Annotated in this window: 20 protein-coding genes and 1 pseudogene; 15 read left to right on the top strand and 6 right to left on the bottom strand. The window is 66.5% G+C overall.

Annotation, left to right across the window (positions count from 1 at the left end; all coding sequences use genetic code 11):
• Positions 1 to 30 precede the first annotated feature (30 nt).
• From PKB_RS28720 to PKB_RS08490, 7 genes and pseudogenes are all read left to right on the top strand, one after another.
• Positions 31 to 1,041 carry a response regulator transcription factor gene (locus tag PKB_RS28720; protein ID WP_052355213.1) on the top strand — a complete coding sequence of 337 codons (1,011 nt, stop codon included), beginning with the start codon at positions 31 to 33 and terminating at the stop codon, positions 1,039 to 1,041.
• 159 nt (positions 1,042 to 1,200) lie between these two features.
• Positions 1,201 to 1,788, top strand: coding sequence for an NADPH:quinone oxidoreductase MdaB (gene mdaB / locus PKB_RS08510; RefSeq protein WP_043250782.1), 588 nt, complete (start codon positions 1,201 to 1,203; stop codon positions 1,786 to 1,788).
• 282 nt (positions 1,789 to 2,070) lie between these two features.
• A complete protein-coding gene (locus PKB_RS08505; RefSeq protein WP_043250780.1) occupies positions 2,071 to 2,352 on the top strand; it encodes a peptidylprolyl isomerase in 282 nt (93 codons plus the stop codon).
• Positions 2,353 to 2,496: 144 nt separating this feature from the next.
• Positions 2,497 to 3,279: pseudogene (locus PKB_RS30520) on the top strand (PAS domain-containing protein); the annotation flags it as partial.
• A gap of 9 nt (positions 3,280 to 3,288) precedes the next feature.
• Positions 3,289 to 3,867 (top strand): methyl-accepting chemotaxis protein, encoded by a 579-nt coding sequence (locus PKB_RS30515; RefSeq protein WP_422613532.1) that lies wholly within the window; start codon positions 3,289 to 3,291, stop codon positions 3,865 to 3,867.
• Between the two features lie 173 nt (positions 3,868 to 4,040).
• Positions 4,041 to 5,165, top strand: a complete 1,125-nt coding sequence (locus tag PKB_RS08495; protein WP_043250775.1) for a PilT/PilU family type 4a pilus ATPase — start codon at positions 4,041 to 4,043, stop codon at positions 5,163 to 5,165.
• Positions 5,166 to 5,308: 143 nt separating this feature from the next.
• A complete protein-coding gene (locus PKB_RS08490) occupies positions 5,309 to 5,803 on the top strand; it encodes a hypothetical protein (protein WP_043250774.1) in 495 nt (164 codons plus the stop codon).
• A 3-nt stretch (positions 5,804 to 5,806) separates the two neighbouring features.
• On the opposite strand, the gene PKB_RS08485 is transcribed toward PKB_RS08490, so the two are convergent.
• Positions 5,807 to 6,679, bottom strand: coding sequence for a YihY/virulence factor BrkB family protein (locus tag PKB_RS08485; RefSeq protein ID WP_043250773.1), 873 nt, complete (start codon positions 6,677 to 6,679; stop codon positions 5,807 to 5,809).
• Between the two features lie 217 nt (positions 6,680 to 6,896).
• On the opposite strand from PKB_RS08485, the gene PKB_RS08480 reads away from it, so the two are divergent.
• The 3 genes from PKB_RS08480 to PKB_RS30320 all read left to right on the top strand — a co-directional run bounded on the left by PKB_RS08480 (position 6,897) and on the right by PKB_RS30320 (position 7,798).
• Positions 6,897 to 7,370 (top strand): hypothetical protein, encoded by a 474-nt coding sequence (locus tag PKB_RS08480; RefSeq protein ID WP_043250771.1) that lies wholly within the window; start codon positions 6,897 to 6,899, stop codon positions 7,368 to 7,370.
• Complete coding sequence (locus PKB_RS08475) at positions 7,367 to 7,558, top strand: hypothetical protein (protein WP_043250769.1); 192 nt, start codon at positions 7,367 to 7,369, stop codon at positions 7,556 to 7,558. Before PKB_RS08480 ends, PKB_RS08475 begins: the two co-directional genes overlap by 4 nt.
• Before the next feature lie 108 nt (positions 7,559 to 7,666).
• Positions 7,667 to 7,798 (top strand): hypothetical protein, encoded by a 132-nt coding sequence (locus tag PKB_RS30320; RefSeq protein WP_269090902.1) that lies wholly within the window; start codon positions 7,667 to 7,669, stop codon positions 7,796 to 7,798.
• Positions 7,799 to 7,947: 149 nt separating this feature from the next.
• On the opposite strand, the gene def is transcribed toward PKB_RS30320, so the two are convergent.
• Positions 7,948 to 8,487, bottom strand: coding sequence for a peptide deformylase (gene def / locus PKB_RS08470; protein WP_043250767.1), 540 nt, complete (start codon positions 8,485 to 8,487; stop codon positions 7,948 to 7,950).
• Positions 8,488 to 8,709: 222 nt separating this feature from the next.
• Here def and PKB_RS08465 point away from each other — a divergent pair, with 222 nt between their 5' ends.
• A complete protein-coding gene (locus PKB_RS08465) occupies positions 8,710 to 9,264 on the top strand; it encodes a magnesium transporter (RefSeq protein WP_043250765.1) in 555 nt (184 codons plus the stop codon).
• 85 nt (positions 9,265 to 9,349) lie between these two features.
• Here PKB_RS08465 and PKB_RS08460 read toward each other — a convergent pair whose 3' ends face one another.
• Together PKB_RS08460 and PKB_RS08455 are read right to left on the bottom strand one after the other, a co-directional pair.
• A complete protein-coding gene (locus tag PKB_RS08460) occupies positions 9,350 to 10,186 on the bottom strand; it encodes a CvfB family protein (protein ID WP_043250763.1) in 837 nt (278 codons plus the stop codon).
• A gap of 30 nt (positions 10,187 to 10,216) precedes the next feature.
• Positions 10,217 to 11,986: an ABC transporter transmembrane domain-containing protein gene (locus PKB_RS08455; RefSeq protein ID WP_043250761.1), complete on the bottom strand. Its 1,770-nt coding sequence runs from the start codon at positions 11,984 to 11,986 to the stop codon at positions 10,217 to 10,219.
• Positions 11,987 to 12,143: 157 nt separating this feature from the next.
• Between PKB_RS08455 and PKB_RS08450 the strand changes: the two genes are divergently transcribed.
• From PKB_RS08450 to PKB_RS08435, 4 genes are all read left to right on the top strand, one after another.
• Complete coding sequence (locus PKB_RS08450; protein ID WP_043250759.1) at positions 12,144 to 12,335, top strand: hypothetical protein; 192 nt, start codon at positions 12,144 to 12,146, stop codon at positions 12,333 to 12,335.
• A 210-nt stretch (positions 12,336 to 12,545) separates the two neighbouring features.
• Positions 12,546 to 13,640 carry an AI-2E family transporter gene (locus PKB_RS08445; protein ID WP_043250756.1) on the top strand — a complete coding sequence of 365 codons (1,095 nt, stop codon included), beginning with the start codon at positions 12,546 to 12,548 and terminating at the stop codon, positions 13,638 to 13,640.
• A 61-nt stretch (positions 13,641 to 13,701) separates the two neighbouring features.
• Entirely contained in the window at positions 13,702 to 14,424 is a 723-nt protein-coding gene (locus PKB_RS08440; protein WP_043250753.1) for an rRNA pseudouridine synthase, read from the top strand.
• Between the two features lie 182 nt (positions 14,425 to 14,606).
• Positions 14,607 to 14,849 carry a hypothetical protein gene (locus tag PKB_RS08435; RefSeq protein WP_043250751.1) on the top strand — a complete coding sequence of 81 codons (243 nt, stop codon included), beginning with the start codon at positions 14,607 to 14,609 and terminating at the stop codon, positions 14,847 to 14,849.
• Positions 14,850 to 14,852: 3 nt separating this feature from the next.
• Here PKB_RS08435 and PKB_RS08430 read toward each other — a convergent pair whose 3' ends face one another.
• Both PKB_RS08430 and PKB_RS08425 read right to left on the bottom strand, forming a co-directional pair.
• A complete protein-coding gene (locus PKB_RS08430; RefSeq protein ID WP_043250748.1) occupies positions 14,853 to 16,661 on the bottom strand; it encodes a monovalent cation:proton antiporter-2 (CPA2) family protein in 1,809 nt (602 codons plus the stop codon).
• Positions 16,662 to 16,715: 54 nt separating this feature from the next.
• Positions 16,716 to 17,435: a lipoyl protein ligase domain-containing protein gene (locus PKB_RS08425; protein WP_043250745.1), complete on the bottom strand. Its 720-nt coding sequence runs from the start codon at positions 17,433 to 17,435 to the stop codon at positions 16,716 to 16,718.
• Between the last annotated feature and the right edge of the window lie 57 nt (positions 17,436 to 17,492).

The raw sequence follows: 17,492 nt of genomic DNA, 5'->3' as shown, positions 1-17,492 counted from the left end.
CGCTCACGCATTGCACGCCCGAGGTGAATCATGTCTCGCAAAAGCAAACACACTGGTAATGCCCTTCCGGCCGCCGATTACTCCCCGCTGAATATTCCCGATGCCGTCCCGATCCCCTACGACACGCCCGCCAGCCCGCTCTACGGGGTCGGCCTCGCCGCCCTCAACGACGGCCTGAAGGTCTTCGTCGATCCCTACGTGGGCATGCGCCTGGGGGACAGGGTCGAGGTGTACTGGGACGACAGCGACACCCCGTTCGCCTTCGTCGACGTCGATGAGGCCAACCTCAACAACGTCCTGGCCCTGACGCTGGACGCCAGCCTCTTCATCAACGGCGACTTCCACCCCCGTTACGAGATCGTCCGCGAAAGCGCCACCGTGGCGGTGAGCCCGTCGCGCGACATCCGCGTGATCCTGAGCCTGCCTGGCGGCCCCGACCCGGACCCGAGCACCCCGCACAACGAGAACCTTGCCGCGCCCATCGTGCCCGACGACATAGTGGATATCCAGTTGCAGGACATGAACGGCTGGCACGCGCTGAAACTCCTGCGAAAACTCAGCTCGGCCTGCATCCTGATCGTGACCGCCGAAACCCGCCTGAGCGAAAAGCTCCGGGCCTTCGAACTGGGCGCCGATGACTTCCTGGAAAAGCCCGTTCAACTCCCGGAACTGCTGGCGCGCGCCCATGCCCTCCTGCGCCGCCCGCCGGCTGGCAACCTGGACGGCAGCCTGCAGGTCGGCGACCTCCAGCTCGACCCCGCCCGCTTCCGTGTCCAGCGTGGCGGCCGGCGGGGGCGTTTGCCGGCCAAGGAGTTCGCCCTGTTGCACCTGCTGATGCGCGACGCCGGCAAGGTGGTTTCCCGGCGCAAGATCATCTCGGCGCTATGGGACAACGGCGCCTACTACGACGACGCCGCCGTCAGCGTCGCCATCTGCCGCCTGCGCTCGCGCATCGATGCGCCCTTTGCGAGCAAGCTCATCCATACCCAGCGCGGGATCGGCTACGTCCTGGAGGAGCGCTCCGCCGCCCAGGAGCAATGAGCACGCACGACGGCGCGCCCCACCGATTCCCTGACCTGGATCGGGCTCCCCCGCAGGATTCGTGATTACAGTGCACGAATCATTTGCCCCGCCGGTGGTTTTTCCGCGCCCTTGCCGCCTCTATCCTGCCGGCCAATCGCACTTTCCGGAGTTCCCCTCATGAAAAAGATCCTCCTGCTCAACGGCGGCAAGCAGTTCGCCCATTCCAACGGCCAGTACAACGCCACCCTGCACGAAGCCGCCATTGCCCACCTTGACCGGCTCGGCCATGACGTGCGCGAAACTTTCATCGATGGCGGCTACGACATCGAGGAAGAAGTGCAGAAGATCCTCTGGGCCGACGTGGTGATCTACCAGATGCCCGGCTGGTGGATGGGCGCGCCCTGGACCGTGAAGCAGTACCTCGACGACGTCTTCACCGCCGGCCACGGCAGCCTCTATGCCAACGACGGCCGCACCCGCTCGGATGCCTCGCAGAAGTACGGCAGCGGCGGCCTGCTGCAGGGCAAGCAGTACATGATCTCCGCCACCTGGAACGCGCCGCAGCAGGCCTTCGACGACCCGACCGATTTCTTCGAAGGCAAGGGCGTGGACGCCGTCTACTTCCCCTTCCACAAGGCCAATCAGTTCCTCGGCATGAGCCCGCTGCCGACCTTCCTCTGCGTCGATGTGATGAAGCGCCCAGACATCGAGAACGACGTACAGCGTTACCTGCGTCACCTCGACGAAGTGTTCGGCCAACGCTGAAAGCGCCTGCCTTATGTAGGAGCGAGCTTGCTCGCGAACAGTGCTGGTGCGAGGCGGTTCGCGAGCAAGAACTGGGCGTCCCCCTCGCTCCTACGAAAAGCAGACTCCACTCGGGATATCGAGCGCGCGGCTCACTGGGCCCCATCGCGAACAGCCCTTGCGCTGGCCCAAAGGGGAATCACCCGCCAACGACCGCGACAACCGTTCGCCGCCGAATTGGGCCGCGCCCCGCAAATGCGCTAGGCTTCGCCTCCCTCCCAACAGCATTTCAGGAGCATTACCATGGCCCGTGCCTCTGCCCGTCACATCCTGGTTTCCAGCGAAGCCAAGTGCAATGAACTCAAGGCTGCCATCGAAGGCGGCGCCGACTTCGCTCAAGTAGCCCGCGACAACTCCACCTGCCCGTCCGGCCGCAGCGGCGGCGACCTCGGTTCCTTCCGCCCGGGCCAGATGGTCCGCGAGTTCGACCAGGTCGTGTTCAGCGCGCCGCTGAACCAGGTCCAGGGTCCGGTTAAGACCCAGTTCGGCTATCACCTGGTCGAAGTCACCAGCCGCGAAGACTGATCGACTTTCCTGGCCACGGCCCCCCCCCCCCCCCCCCCCCGCCGGGGGCAGCCGGCGGCCGTTGCATTTCTGCCTGGCAATTGTCTGCAGGCCGCGTCAAACGGGCGATTCACTCGCAAAGAGGGACTAAAGAAGTGGGCCGGGATGCCGATGCAATGGATAACGGCAAGCCCCCTCACCTGTCCCGAGTCGCCCCCCATGTTCAACACCCGTTTGAAGCAGGAATTGCAGAGCCTGCGCGAAGAGCTGTCGTCCATCGAACAGGTACGCGCCAGCCTCGAGGAAGAGATGCTCGTGCTGTCCCTCGACTCGAAGGGTCGCATCGAATCGGTCAACGCCAACTTCGAGAAGGAAATGCTCTACCGCGGCGATCAGCTCATGGGCCGTGCCCTGCTCGACCTGATTCCCGAGCACGTGCGCAACCTCGACTTCCACCATCGGGTGCGCAATGCGCTGCAGCGCGGCGAACACCTGGCCGGGGTCATCCGCCTGCTGCGCGGCAACGGCGAAGAGGCCTGGCTGCGCTCGATCCTGCAACCGATCCGCGACAGCCGCGGGGTGATCCAGCACTTCTCCATCTACGCCAGCGACCTGACCCGCACCATCGAAGCCTCGCGCGAGCACGAGAACCTGATCGCCGCGCTGCAACGCTCAACCGCGGTAATCGAGTTCAACCTCGATGGCGAGGTGCTGGACGCCAACGGCCGCTTCCTCGACGCCATGGGCTACAGCCTGGCGCAGATCAAGGGCAAGCATCACCGCATGTTCTGCGAGCCGAGCGAGTACCAGTCCTCGCAGTACCAGGCCTTCTGGGACCAGCTGCGCCGCGGCGAATTCGTCGCCGGCCGCTTCCAGCGCGTCGACGCCCACGGCCGCACCGTGTGGCTGGAGGCCTCGTACAACCCGATCACCGATGCCCACGACCGCCTGTACAAGGTGGTGAAGTTCGCCACCGTGATCACCGACCAGGTGAACCGCGAAGCGGCAGTGGCCGAAGCTGCCAGCCTGGCCTTCGAGACCTCGAAGGGCACCGACGACAGCGCGCAGAAAGGTGCATCGGTCGTGCAGCAGACCGTCGAAGTGATGCGCGAGCTGGCCAACCGCATGCAGGAAGCGGTGAACGGCATCGAGGCGCTGGACAAGCAGTCGCAGATCATCGGCACCATCGTCAAAAGCATCAGCAGCATCGCCGACCAGACCAACCTCCTGGCCCTCAACGCCGCCATCGAAGCCGCCCGCGCCGGCGACCAGGGCCGCGGCTTCGCGGTGGTCGCCGATGAGGTCCGACAGCTCGCCTCGCGCACCAGTGAAGCGACAGTGGAAATCAGCAAGGTGGTGGAGCAGAACCAGCAGCTCGCCGAGCAGGCCGTGGCCATGATCGACCGCGGCCGCGAACAGGCCGAGCTCGGCCTGGAGCTGTCCGGCCAGGCCGGCAACGTGATCGTCGAGATCAAGGACAGCGCCCAGCGCGTGGTCAATGCGGTGGGGCAGTTCAGTAACCAGCTGTCGGGCTGACCGCTTCGACAAAGGCGGCTTCGGCCGCCGCACGTCGCCAGGGCGATCCAGATCAACGCAGGCGACGCCTGCCTTTCCTACGCTCAAGGCTTGTCGGTAGCCGCTGCCGCGAACGAGCGGATTCAACATGGGAGCCCGGCGCAAGGCCAAGCTCCCCGAGCGAGGAAAACCAGATGAGCGACGCCGCCGACAACGCCCTGCCCGACGTCTACACCTATCTCAACCTGCTCCCGCAGCATGCCGGCTCGGATATGTTCTTCAGCGTCGGCGCGCCGCCGCATATCAAGATCGAGGGGCTCAGCCGGCCGGTGGGCGAGCGCGCCTTGCGGGAGGGCGAGGTGCGGCTGCTGGCCTACCAGATGCTCACGCCGAAGCAGGTCGAGGAGTTCGAGCGCGACCTGGAGCTGAACATGGCGTTGAACGTGCCGGGCAGCGGGCGCTTCCGCATCAACCTTTACTTCCAGCGCGGCGAAGTGGCGATGGTCGCCCGCTTGATCAAGCACGTGATCCCGGACACCGCCAGCCTCGGGCTGCCGCCAATCGTGGAGAAGCTCGCGCTGCAGGATCGCGGGCTGATCCTGGTGGTGGGAGCCGCGGGCTCGGGCAAGTCGACCACCCTCGCCTGCCTGCTCGATTTCCGTAATCGCCAGCGCAGCGGACACATCGTCTGCATCGAGGACCCGATCGAGTTCATCCACAGCCACCAGCGCTCGATCATCGATCAGCGCGAGGTCGGCCTCGATACCCACAGCTTCGAGGATGCCCTGCGCAACGTGCTGCGCGAGGCGCCGGACGTGATCATGCTCGGCGAGATCCGCGACGCCGCGACCATGCAGCACGCCCTGCACTATGCCGAGACGGGGCACCTGTGCGTCGCCACCCTGCACGGCACCAGCGCTCGCCACGCGATCGAGCGGATCGTCCGCTTCTTCCCCGATGAGGCGCGCCACCAGGTGCTGGCGGACCTCTCGCAGAACCTCCTCGCCGTGATCGGCCAGCGCCTGGTCCCGGGGACGACCCAGCGACGGGTGGCAGCAATCGAGCTGGTGCTGGGTACGCCGCATATCCGCGGGCTGATCGAACGCGACGAATTGACGGAGCTGCGCGGGGCCATCGAGCGCGCCCTGGAGCACGGCATGCAGAGCTTCGACCAGGCGCTTTATCGGCTACTCGAGGAAGGCCGTATCAGCGTGGCCGAAGCGCTCAAGTTCGCCGATTCGCGCACCGACCTGAGCCTCAAGATCAAGCTCGAGCGCGGCCTGGACGACGCGGACAACAACCTGCTTTTCGGCGCCTGACGGCTGCAGTCGAAAGGGGTCGAACCCAGGGTTTCCGGTGCTCTCGTGGATTTTCCGGGTTCCTGTGCAGGGCCCTGCCCGGCTATGCTTCGCCCCTGCGGGCACGCCTGTCCCCGCGTTCATCTGCCGCCGAGGGACCTCCATTGGGCAACCGCCTTTGCCATCGTCATCCGACCCTGCTGGGTCTGCCCCTGCTGCTGGCCGCCTGCGCCAGCCATAACGCCGAGGAACAGCATCAGGCCTACCGCCAGGACATGCTGCAGGCCAAGCTGCTGATCGCCTCCGCCAACCCGGCCAACTACGAGCAGGCCAACAGCCTGCTGGAAAGCGCCAAGAGCCAGGACAAGCGCGGCGAAGTGTCCTTCTACGAAGCCCTGCTGAAGATTCGCCAGAAGGCGCCGGCCGAAGACGTGTTGCCGCTGCTGGAGCGCGCTGCCGATGCCGGCCAGCCCTATGCCGTCGCCCTGCTCTATCGCGTCTACAGCCAGCCTATGCTGGGCCAGCAGGCCGACGCGCTGAAGGCCGAGGACTACCGCCAGGCCTACGCCAACCTGGACGTAGCGAAGAGCGGCTACCCCAGCTTCGAGCGTGCCCAGGAAATCGTCGAGATGCTGCTGACCCAACAGCCGGCGCAGTAACCCTCAGGCGTTGTCGGCAGGCGGCGGATCGTGCGGCAGGTGCTGCTCGATCGCCGCGTTCAGCTCGGCGCCCAGCAGCAGTACGGCGGCGGAGATGTAGAAGTACAGCAACAGCACGATGATCGCGCCCACACTGCCGTACATGGCGTTGTAGTTGCCGAAGTGCTTCACGTAGAAACCGAACGCCAGCGACGCCGCCACCCAGGCCACCACCGCCAGCACCGAGCCGGGGGTGATGAAGCGGAAGCGATGCTTCACGCAGGGGGCGACGTTATAGATCACCGCCACCGCCATCATCATCAGCAGGATCATCAGCGGCCAGCGCAGCAGCGACCAGAGCAGCACCACGAAGTCCTGCAGGCCGACCTTCTCGGCGATCCAGCCCATCACCTGCGGGCCGAGGATCATCAGCGCCGTAACCAGCATCAGCATCACCACCAGGCCCAGGGTGTAGAACACCGAGAGCGGGAAGCGCTTCCACACCGGGCGCGTCTCGGGGACGTCGTAGGCGGCGTTGAGCGCGTGCATCAGCGAGCGCACCGCCGCCGAGGACGACCAGAGCGCGATGATGATACCGATGGACAGCAGGCCGCCCTGGCGCTGCTGCAGCTGGTCGATGACCGGATTGACCTGATCCAGCGCCTGGGCCGGCAGCACATAGGCGGCCTGGCCGCGCAGCCAGTCGAAGAACTCCGGCAGGTGCAGGAAACCCAGCAGCGCGATCAGGAACAGCAGGAAGGGGAACAGCGAGAACAACCCTTGATAGGCCAGGGCTGCGGCGTAGGTCGGCATCTCGTCCTCGACGAACCCCTCGACGGTCAGTTTCAGCAGTTTCCAGGGGCCCAGCTTGAGACCCCGCATGTCCATGAATCGCATCCCCCGGCTTCCTTCCTCCAGCGTGACTGTCCTGCGGCCGGGCAACGGCCGCGTGCCGGCAATTGACCCCGGCGGGGCCCGGCAAGTTTCGCCAGGCGCCGTATCCCCAGCGCAAGCCTAGACCTCGCCGGCGCGCAGGTGAAGCCACGCAGCGGCTGCGCAGGGCAGAGAATTGGCCTATACACTTCAGCGCACCCACTGCCGGAGGAATACCCGCATGCCCATCCCGATGTCGCGTCCCGCCCAAGCCCGCCGCCTGCTCGGTGGTGCCGCCCTCGTCCTGTTCGGTCTGGCCCTCGGGGGCTTCCAGCAACAGGCCCGGGCCGAGGACGAAGCCACTTTCCTCAAGGAGTCGGCGGCCTTCTTCGACCAGCAAAGCAAGACCAGCCTGCCGCTGCAGGTAGACCAGGCGACGCGCCTGGAGAAGGTCAACCTGGATACCGGCAGCAAAGTCCTGCACTACCACTACGGTCTGAACAACATGAAGGCCGATGGCCTGGATGCCGCCGCCCTCGACAAATTCCGCGGCGAACAGCGCGCCCGCCTGGAGCGCGGCACCTGCCAGCAGCCGGCGCTGCTCGAGCGCATCCGCCAGCATGGCATCCGCATCTCCCACGACTACGACGGCAGCGACGGCAAGCCGCTGGCGAGCATCGAGATCGACCCGCAGACCCTGCAGTGCAAGGGATGAGCCGCGCCGCCTATCACCAGGAGCATGCCGAGCGGGCCCGGGACGAAGCCCGGCGCCTGCTCGCCGAGCGCGAACGCCTGGGCGCTCGCTGGCTGAGCTGGGTGGCTACCGAGTTGTACCAGCTGAAACCGCCGCAGTACGCCGCCATGGTCCGCCGCGAGCTGCAGCAGCTCAGCGGCGACGCCTGACGCTTTGCGCGGGTCTATGCTGATGGAGCGCCGGCCCGCGCGATCGGGCCGCGGGAGCATCTTCCGCAGGGACGCCGTCCGCAGTTCCCATCCGACGAGGAAACGGCCATGAGCAAAGGTCTGAACGCCCACAAGGAAGGCAAGAAGAAGCCCATGAAGACCGCCCAGGAGAAACGCATGGCGAAACGGCAGAAGAAAGCCGGCCCTGCGCTGCTCGGCACCCACGGGCAACAATCCTGAAACCCTGTCGCGGACGACCGCAGCGGCGGTTGTCCGCATTCCCCACCCCCTCGCCTCTCACCCCGTAGGAGCGGACCTTGTCCGCGATTTCGCTCGCGGGATGATTTCGCGGATGAGATCCGCTCCTACGGGAGCAACGCTCCTCTTAGTTAGTCGTCCGCTTTCGGGTCCAGCCCCGGGAACAGCACTTCGGTGAAGCCGAACTTGGCGAAATCGACGATCCGCGACGGGTACAGACGACCGATCAGGTGATCGCATTCGTGCTGCACCACCCGCGCGTGAAAGCCCTCCACGCTGCGGTCGATGGGTTGGCCCTGCGGGTCAACGCCCTGGTAGCGGATGCGCGTGTAGCGCGGCACCGCGCCGCGCAGCCCAGGAACCGACAGGCAGCCTTCCCAGCCCTCTTCCTGCTCGTCGTCCAGTGGCGTGATGACCGGGTTGAGCAGGATGGTCGGCGGCACGGGCGGTGCGTCCGGGTAACGCTCGCTGCGCTCGAAGCCGAAGATCACCAGCTGCAGGTCGACACCGATCTGCGGCGCGGCCAGACCAACGCCGCCAGCATGGGCCATGGTGTCGAACATGTCGTCGATCAGCTGTTGCAGCTCGGCGCTGCCGAACAGTTCGGACGGTACCGGCGGCGCGACGCGCAGCAGCCGGTCGTCACCCATCTTGAGAATCTCGCGGATCATGCCGCCAGGCTCCATGTGCACGTTAGGGAACCGGCATCCTCCGCCTGCGCGCGCCTTCCTGCAAGCGCCGCAACGCCCGTCGCGCGGGGCTCCGCGAGAGGGGCCGGGTGCTAGAATTCAAAGGTGTCAAAGGTTGCGAAAAGCCGCGATCCCAGTGGGATCTGCGGCGATATTTCGATGGTTCCACTGGGGGAAGTTGGGGGAATGTCCTGGAGGTATCTCATGAACAGGCATTACTACATCAGCGACAACCTGGACGAACTGGAAAACCTGGAACACGAACTGCAGGACAAGGGCATCGAGATGGAGCAGATGCACGTGCTCAGCGAGCAGGACGCGCAGCTCGACCAGCGGCACCTGCACGAAGTCCCCGACGTCATGCGCAAGGACGTGGTGCGCGGTGGCAAGTACGGCCTGGCCATCGGCCTGACGCTGGCCGTGGCGGTGCTGGTGATCGGCTACTTCGCCGGCTGGAGCGAAACCGCGGCGGGCTGGGTTCCGGTGCTGTTCCTGGCTGCCGTGCTGCTCGGCTTCAGCCTGTGGGAAGGCAGCTTCTTCGGCCTGCAGCGCCCCAGCGGTGACGTGCGCCGCTTCGGCCAGCCGCTGAAGTCCGGCCAGCACGTGTTCTTCGTCGATGTGCGTCCGGAACAGGAGCCGCTGCTGGACATGGTGGTCAGCCACCATCCGCGCCTGGAGATCGCCGGCTTCGGCCAGGCCATGCCGCGCTGGGTGCTGGCCTGGGAACAGGCCTGGCATCGCTTCCGCCGCATGATGTGAGGGCGTCCCGGTAGCCGCGTGGCGACCGGGAGAAAAGGCTGGATATGGGTGCCTTTGGCGCCCGAGGGGAGCTGCGTGCCTAAGCTCAGCGCAGCTCGATGTGGTCGTCCTGGATGGCGATCAGGCCCTGCTTGAACAGGCCACCGATGGCCTTCTTGAAATTGCCCTTGCTGACCCCGAAGGCACGGCTGATGTCCTCCGGTGCGCTCTTGTCGGACAGCTCCAGGCGCCCGCCGGCCTGGCGCAACGCTTCGAGAATCTGCTCGCCGAGGTCGTCGCGCGCGGCCTGGCCGACTGGCTGCAGGCTCAGGCTGATCTTGCCGTCGGCGCGCACTTCCTTGATGTAGCCTTTCTCGCTCATGCCGTTGCGGACGAACTTGAACAGCTCGTTCTTGTGGATAAGTCCCCAATGCTTGCCGTCGATGATCGCCTTGAAGCCGAGGTCGGTGCGCTCGACCACCAGCAGGTCCACTTCCTGGCCGGCGCGATAGTTCGCCGGAGTGGTGTCCAGGTAGCGGTCCAGGCGCGCGGTGGCGGTGATGCGGCGGGTGCGCTCGTCGAGGTAGCAATAGACCACGCAGTAGTCGCCGACCTGCAGCGGGCGCTTCTCTTCTGAGTGAGGCAGCAACAGGTCCTTGGGCAGGCCCCAGTCGAGGAACAGGCCGATGCGGTTGACCTCCACCACCTTGAGGCTGGCAAAGCCGCCGACCTGTACGTGCGGCTTGAGGGTGGTGGCGATCACCCGGTCCTCGCTGTCGAGGTAGACGAACACGTTGAGCCACTCGCCGGGCTCGGTGGGTTCGTCCTTGGGCACGTAGCGCTTGGGCAGGAGGATCTCGCCGTGTGGGCCGCCATCGAGGTAGAGGCCGAATTCGGTGTGCTTGACCACCTGCAGGGAATTGAAACGGCCGATGGCTGCCATCTGCGCTACTCCGGGTAAAGGGGGGGCATTCTACACGCTCTGCGCCTGGCCGAACTGCAATTCCGCCAGGCGCGCGTACAGCGGGTTACCGGCCACCAGTTCGGCGTGGCTGCCCAGCGCCAGCAGGCGACCTTGATCGATCACTGCGATGCGGTCGGCACCCAGCACCGTGGCCAATCGGTGGGCGATGACCAGTGTAGTGCGCCCGCTCATCAAACCCGGCAAGGCCTGCTGGATCAGGTGTTCGCTTTCCGCATCGAGGGCGCTGGTGGCTTCGTCGAGCAACAGGATGGGCGCGTCTACCAACAAGGCGCGGGCGATCGCCAGGCGTTGGCGCTGGCCACCGGAAAGGCCGACGCCGCTCTCGCCCAGGTGCGTGCGGTAGCCATCCGGCAAGCGACGGATGAATTCGTCGGCATGCGCCGCACGGGCCGCGGCCTGAACCTCGGCATCGCTAGCCTCTGGACGGCCGTAGCGCAGGTTCTCTTCCACCGTGCCGTAGAACAGCGCCGGACTCTGCGACACCAGCGCAAAGCAGCGCCGCAAATCGCGCGGATCGAGGCGAGCGATGGGGCGGCCGTCGATACGAATTTCGCCGTGCTGCGGATCGAAGAAACGCAGCAGCAGGTCAAACAGCGTCGACTTGCCGGCGCCGGATGGCCCGACCAGGGCCAGGGTCTCGCCGGGGCGCACGTCCAGATCGATACCGTCGATAGCCCAGTGCTGGGCACGCGTCGGATAGGCGAAACGCAGGCCTCGCAGTTCGATGCGCCCTTCCACGCGTTCTGGTAGCTGCAGCAGGTCGCTGGTCGGCGGGACGATTTCGCTGCGCGCACGCAGCAGTTCGGCTATGCGCTCGGCAGCACCAGCGGCCCGCTGCAGTTCGCCAAGTACCTCGCTCAAGGTGCCGAACGCCATGCCGACCAGCAGGCTGTAGAACACGAAGGCGGCCAGCGCGCCGGCGCTGATGCGCCCGGCGATCACGTCCATGCCGCCGACCCAGAGCATCACCCCGACCGCGCCCAGCACCAGGAGGATGACCACGCTGACCAGCCAGGCCCGCTGCAGGATGCGCTTGCGCGCCGTGGCGAAGGCGGCCTCCACGGTGGCGCCGAAGCGCTCGCGGTCCTGCGCCTGGTGGTTGTAGGCCTGCACCGTCTTGATCTGGCCGAGGGTTTCGCCGACGTAGCTGCCAACATCGGCAACGCGATCCTGGCTCTGCCGCGACAGCTCGCGCACGCGGCGACCGAACAGCAGGATGGGCGCGATCACCAGCGGCAGCGCGGCGACCACGATGCTGGTGAGCTTGGCGTTGGTGACGAACATCAGTATCACTCCGCCGACCAGCATCAACGCGTTGCGCAATGCCATCGACAAGGACGCGCCGATTACCGTCTGCAGCAACGTGGTGTCGGCGGTCAGCCGCGACTGGATCTCCGAAGCGCGGTTGCTTTCATAGAAGCCGGGGTGCAATTCGATCAGGTGGTCGAAGACCCGCCTGCGCATGTCGGCAACCACCCGCTCGCCAATCCAAGACACCAGGTAGAAGCGTGCGAAGGAGCCTACCGCCAACCCAAGCACGAGCAGGAAGAACAGCCCGATGGAACGGTTCAGCAGCTGCTGCGACTGGGTCATGAAGCCCTGGTCGACCAGCAGGCGGATGCCCTGCCCCAGCGACAGCGTGATGGCCGCCGTCACCACCAGCGCCAGCAGGGCTCCGGCGGCTTGCCAGCGGTAGGGGGCGAGAAACCCGCGAGCCAGGCGCAAAGCCGTGCGCTGACGGGAGGAAAGCAGGGACATGGAGGACTCGCTGCGCGGTTGGAAGCGTCGAGGTTAGCACCCGTATCGGACGACGGCGACGCCGGGGCCCGTGACCGTTCGGGCAGTTTCTGCCCCGGAGGCGGCGCCGTTCCTGTATACTGGCCGGCCGTTTTGCGATTTAAAGGTAATGGCAAGCATGATCCGCAAGCCCGCCACCCGGCAGAAAGCCACCCCGAAACCCGCCGCGGCCGTCACCAGCCGTGAGTCCCTGGAAGCCCAGGTAGCCGCGTTCCTCAACGCTGGCGGCGAGATCCAGGAGATCGCCAAGGGCGTTACTGGTCAGCCTGGCGGCGCCGTCAGCCGTCACATCAGCCTCGACCGCAAGTAATCCCCCGCCCTTCGCTTCGTCCTGAAGCGAACTTGCCCGCGACGCGGCCCGGTGCCGCAACGCCGAACACGGCGAATCGCGGGCAAGCGCCGGGCACGCCCCGTCGCATCCCACCCGTTTACGTAGAACTTTCCAAGTTCAGGCTTGGCAATCGGCCAATCTCGACCAATGCTCTGTGCACTTTTTTCAGAGCTTCAAAGGAGCGAGGCCATGCTGCCCCCGGCAGACCGATTGCAATCCCGTAACCTGCTCGACGTGCTGATCCGCGCCGGCCTGATCCTGCTGCTGGCCGTGTTCTGCTATCGCATCTTCCATCCCTTCCTCGACCTGATGCTCTGGGCGCTGATCCTCGCCGTCACCCTTTACCCGCTGCAGTTGCTGCTGCAACGCCTGCTCGGCCAGCGCGCGGTGCTCGCCTCGTCGCTCCTGGCGCTGTTCGGACTGGCGCTGCTGCTGGTGCCGGTGGTGATGATCGGCTTCTCCATCGCCGATTCGGTGGCCGACCTGGTTCACCGCTTCCAGGCCGGCGACCTTCATGTGCCTACCCCGCCGGAAGGCGTCGCAGACTGGCCGCTGGTCGGCCCTTACGTGTTCAGCGCCTGGCAGCGCGTGGCGCAGGACTTCCTCGGCGTCGCGCAGCAGGCGGCACCGCACCTGCAAGGGGTGGCCAAGGTGATGCTGGGCAAGGTCGCCGGCGTCGGTATCGAGCTCATGCAATTCCTCGGCGCCTTCCTCGTGGCCTGCGTGATCATGGTCTACGGCCCGCTCGGCACGAAAACCGCCGAGGACATCGCAACCCGCATCTCCGGCCCGGAACGCGGCCCGGAGCTCGCCGCGCTGTGCACCTCGACCATCCGCGCGGTGGCCCAGGGCGTGGTCGGCGTGGCCTTCATCCAGACGCTGCTGCTGGGCCTGGGCTTCATCGTCATGGGTATTCCCGGCGCCGGCCTGCTCTCGCTGGGTGTGCTGCTGCTGGGCATCGTGCAGATGCCGGTGGCGCTGGTCTCCCTGCCGGCGGTCGGCTACGTGTTCTGGAGCGGCGACTACGGCACCGTCAGCGCGGTGATCTTCACCATCTGGACGGTCCTGGCCGGGCTCTCGGACAACGTGCTCAAGCCGCTGATGCTCGGCCGCGGGGTCGCTGTGCCAATGCCGGTGATCCTCATCGGCGCGCTGGGCGGCATGATCACCGGCGGCATCATCGGCCTGTTCATCGGCCCGGTGTTCCTCGCCCTGGGCTTCCAGCTGTTCATGGCCTGGGTCCGCGACCGCGCGCCGGCAACCGAGCCTGGCACCAGTCAATGACCAGCATCACGGGCGCCGCAACGGCTACAATGGGCGCCCTTTCCGCAATTCGCAGCCCGTCATGACCGAAGCCGTCCGCCTGTCCAAACGCCTCGCCGAACTCCTCCCCTGCTCGCGCCGCGAGGCCGAGCTGTATATCGAGGGCGGCTGGGTCACGGTGGACGGCCAACCTGTCGAGGAGGCGCACTTCCGCGTCACCGACCAGCGCATCGAGCTGCTCCCCGGCGCCCGCCCCGATCCGATCCACCCGGTGACCCTCCTGCTGAACAAGCCGGTCGGCTACGGCAGCGGCAATGGCGCCAACTCGGCGCAGCAACTGCTCAGCGCCGAACGCCGTTGGCCCGAAGACGCCAGCGGCATGCGCCTGCTGCGCAAGCACTTCGCCCACCAGGAATCGACCACCGCCCTGGAAACCGACGCCAGCGGCCTGATGATCTACACCCAGAGCCGCGGCGTGCTGCGCCGCCTGGTCGAGGACGCGGCCAGCGTCGAGCACGAGTACGTTGTAGAGGTCAGCGGCCAAATCGCCGCCAACGGCCTGGAGCGCCTGCGCCACGGCCTGAGCTACGAAGGCAAGCCGCTGCCGCCGCTGAAGGTGAGCTGGCAGAACGAAACGCGCCTGCGCTTCGCCGGCAAGGGCTTCCGTCCCGGGCAGATCGGCCACATGTGCCGCGCGGTGGGCCTGCAGGTCGAGGCGATCCGTCGCTTGCGCCTGGGCGGCGTATCCATGGGCAAGCTGGAAGCCGGGCAGTGGCGTTACCTGCTGCCCAACGAGCGCTTCTGAATCTCACCGAGGGTGCATAACCGCCTTGCGGTTATGCACCCTACCTCCCGGACTCCAGGGCTTCAGCACCATCGACGGCGTCGATAGTCACCAGCAGGCAGATTCAATTCTCTTCAGAACCTGGCCAGGCGAGCATTCGCCCAAGCCCCGCGAATCGATGGTCGGGGCGAACGAGGCAGCCAGTGCGTGCATTCACCGGACCGCCCCGCATCCCGAACGAGGCACTGGAGGATCGCATCATGCAGGCAGCCCTGGATTTCTTGCTCATCGTCGGCTCCCTGGCGGAGCTGCTGCTCTATGTCGCCATGGGCGCCATCGGCCTGGCCGGCACCCTGCTGCTGACCGTGATCGCGGTGCTGACCCTGCGCTCGCCCGGCGAGCCGATCCGCATCGATGCGCCGCCGCGCCGTCGCGTGCGCGGCTGAACCTCAGCGAACGCCCTGATCCTCCAGCTGGTCGGCCTCGAACAGGGTCTCCAGCTCCAGGCGCGCCTCGCGGGCGGTCTGGATCACCGCCGCGGCGTCGTCGTAGACCTTGTACTGCGCCATCAGCACGTCCTCGTCGTGACGGCGGAAGCGGCGGATGCGCGCCAATGCCTGCTCCTCGCTCAGCCCCATCTCCACCAGCACCCGCCGGCTCATTTCCAGGCTCGAATGGAACAGCTCGCGCACCGGGCTCGCGCCGGCATCGAGCAGGTGGTAGACGTGCTGGCGGTTGCGCGCGCGGGCGATGATCTTCACGTGCGGATAGAGCTTGCGCACCAGCCGCGCGGTGTCGATGTTGACCTGCGGATCGTCGGTGGCGACGACGAAGAACTCCGCCTTGTCGACCTGCGCCGCCCGCAGGATCTCCGGCCGTAGCGGGTCGCCGTAGAAGATCGGGATACTCCCGTAGCTGCGACTGAGCTCGATGCTCTCCACCGAGGTGTCGAGGGCAATGAAGGGAACACGCTGCGCCCGCATGATCCGCGCGATCACCTGGCCCATCCGGCCCATGCCGGCGATCACCACGCGCGGTGTATCGCCTTCGATGCGTGTGTACTCCTCCGGCGGTTCGCCCTTGGGCTCCGGCTTGGCCTTGATCATGCGCCCGGCGAGCAGCACCAGCAGCGGCGTCACCGCCATCGACAGGGTGATGCACAGCACCAGCCGGCCGTACATGCCCGAGTCCATCAACCCTTCGGCGTGAGCCAGCTTGAACAGCACGAAGGCGAACTCACCGCCGGCGGCGAGGACGATGCCCAGGCGCAGTGCGCTCTGGTTGTCGAGACCACCACTGAGGCGGCCGAGCAGGTACAGCAGCGGCAGCTTGATGCCGATCAGCAGCAGGGTCAGGCCCAGCACCCACAGCGGCGAGCTGAGCAGCAACCCGAGATCGGCGCTCATCCCCACGCTGATGAAGAACAGGCCCAGCAACAGCCCCTTGAACGGCTCTATCTGCGATTCCAGCTCGTGGCGGTATTCGGAGTCGGCCAGCAGCAGGCCGGCGAGGAAGGCGCCCAGGCCCATGGACACGCCAGCGTGCTCCATCAGCCAGGCGGTGCCGACCACCACCAGCAAGGCGGTGGCCGTCGATAGGTCAGGCATGCCGGTACGCGCGACCACGCGGAACACCGGACGCAGAAGGTATCGGCCACCGATGACCACCACGGCGATGCTGCCGACCACTTCGATGACATGGCGCCAGTCGCCACCCGCCGCCGTTTCGTCGGCGCGCGCGCCGGGCAGCGAGACCATGGCGATCAGCGGGATCGCGGCTATGTCCTGGAACAGCAGGATGGCGAAGGCCAGGCGCCCGTGCGGGCTGTTCAGTTCCTTGCGTTCGGCGAGGATCTGCAGGCCGAAGGCCGTTGATGACAACGCCAGGCCGCCACCGAGCACTACCGCGGTATTCAGCGGCAACTCGAATGACAGGTGAACCAGCGCGCCTATCACCAGCGCGGTGAGCAGCACCTGCGCCAGGCCGATGCCGAACACCGCCCTGCGCATCACCCACAGACGCTTGGGCGAAAGCTCCAGGCCGATAATGAACAGCAGCAGCACCACGCCCAGCTCGGAGAGGCTGGCGACGCTTTCCGGGTTGTCGATCAGGCGCAGTACCGAAGGACCGATCAGCACCCCGGCGAGCAGGTAGCCGAGCACCGCGCCCAGTTGCAGGCGCTTGGCCAGCGGCACCATGAAGACGGTGGCGATGAGGAAGATCACCGCCGATTGCAGATAATTGGAACCCTGTTCCATGCCGTGAGACTCCTTGGCAGAACGAGCCCGGCGAGCGCCGCCGGGCGAATGAAACTAAAGCGGCGGCAGCTCCAGGCCCTGGCTGGCCAGGTGGTGCTGGAAGTGTGCGGCCAGCGCTTCGACCTGCGCCCAGGGCTGGGAGTGCCGCTCGTCCAGGGCGATATGGCTTTCAGCGCGGATATCCGCCGGCAAATCGCACGCACGGTAGAAGGCGTTGACCACGTCGGCCATCGCCGCTCGCTGGTTTTCCATGAGGATGGCGCCGTGGGCCAGCACCACGTAGCGCCCGTCACGCGCTCGGCGGCGCCAGCGCTGGGCGGTGCCGACCAGTTTGCGGCCGCCAATGTTGACGTTGTAGCGGCCGTCGCAGAAAGCGCCCTCGACCTCGCCCAGCCCAGCTTCCAGGCCCAGCGCAGCGAGCCAGTCGCACAGCGGCTGGCACAGGCGCTGGTAGGCGGTATCGATGCGCGTCTGCTCGTTGTCGGCGACGGGTACCGCATAACTCAGCGCGACGTTGAGCACGGCCGGTGACTGCGGTACGGGTTCTCCGCCAGTGTCGCGCAGGGCGATAGGCCAGCCGAGCTCGCGGCAACGCGCTTCAGCCTCGGCGAAACCCGCCAGGCGACCGAGCCGGCGCGGCATCACCAGGGCCTGCTCGAGCGGACGCCAGAACAGCAGGCGGCTGTCCGATTCACCACCGAACACGCGCTCCAGGGCATCGCGCTCGGCATCCAGACCCGCCTCGGCGGACAGTCGCAGCACTCGTTCGCGCATTCTCGTTCTCCTTCACCAGCCTGACCTGAAAGGTAGCGGACTATGCCCAGCCCGGGC

Source organism: Pseudomonas knackmussii B13 (assembly GCF_000689415.1).
Taxonomy (GTDB): Bacteria; Pseudomonadota; Gammaproteobacteria; order Pseudomonadales; family Pseudomonadaceae; genus Pseudomonas; species Pseudomonas knackmussii.
The sequence above is the reverse complement of the archived record's forward strand: the minus strand, read 5'-3'. Positions and strand labels throughout refer to the sequence as shown.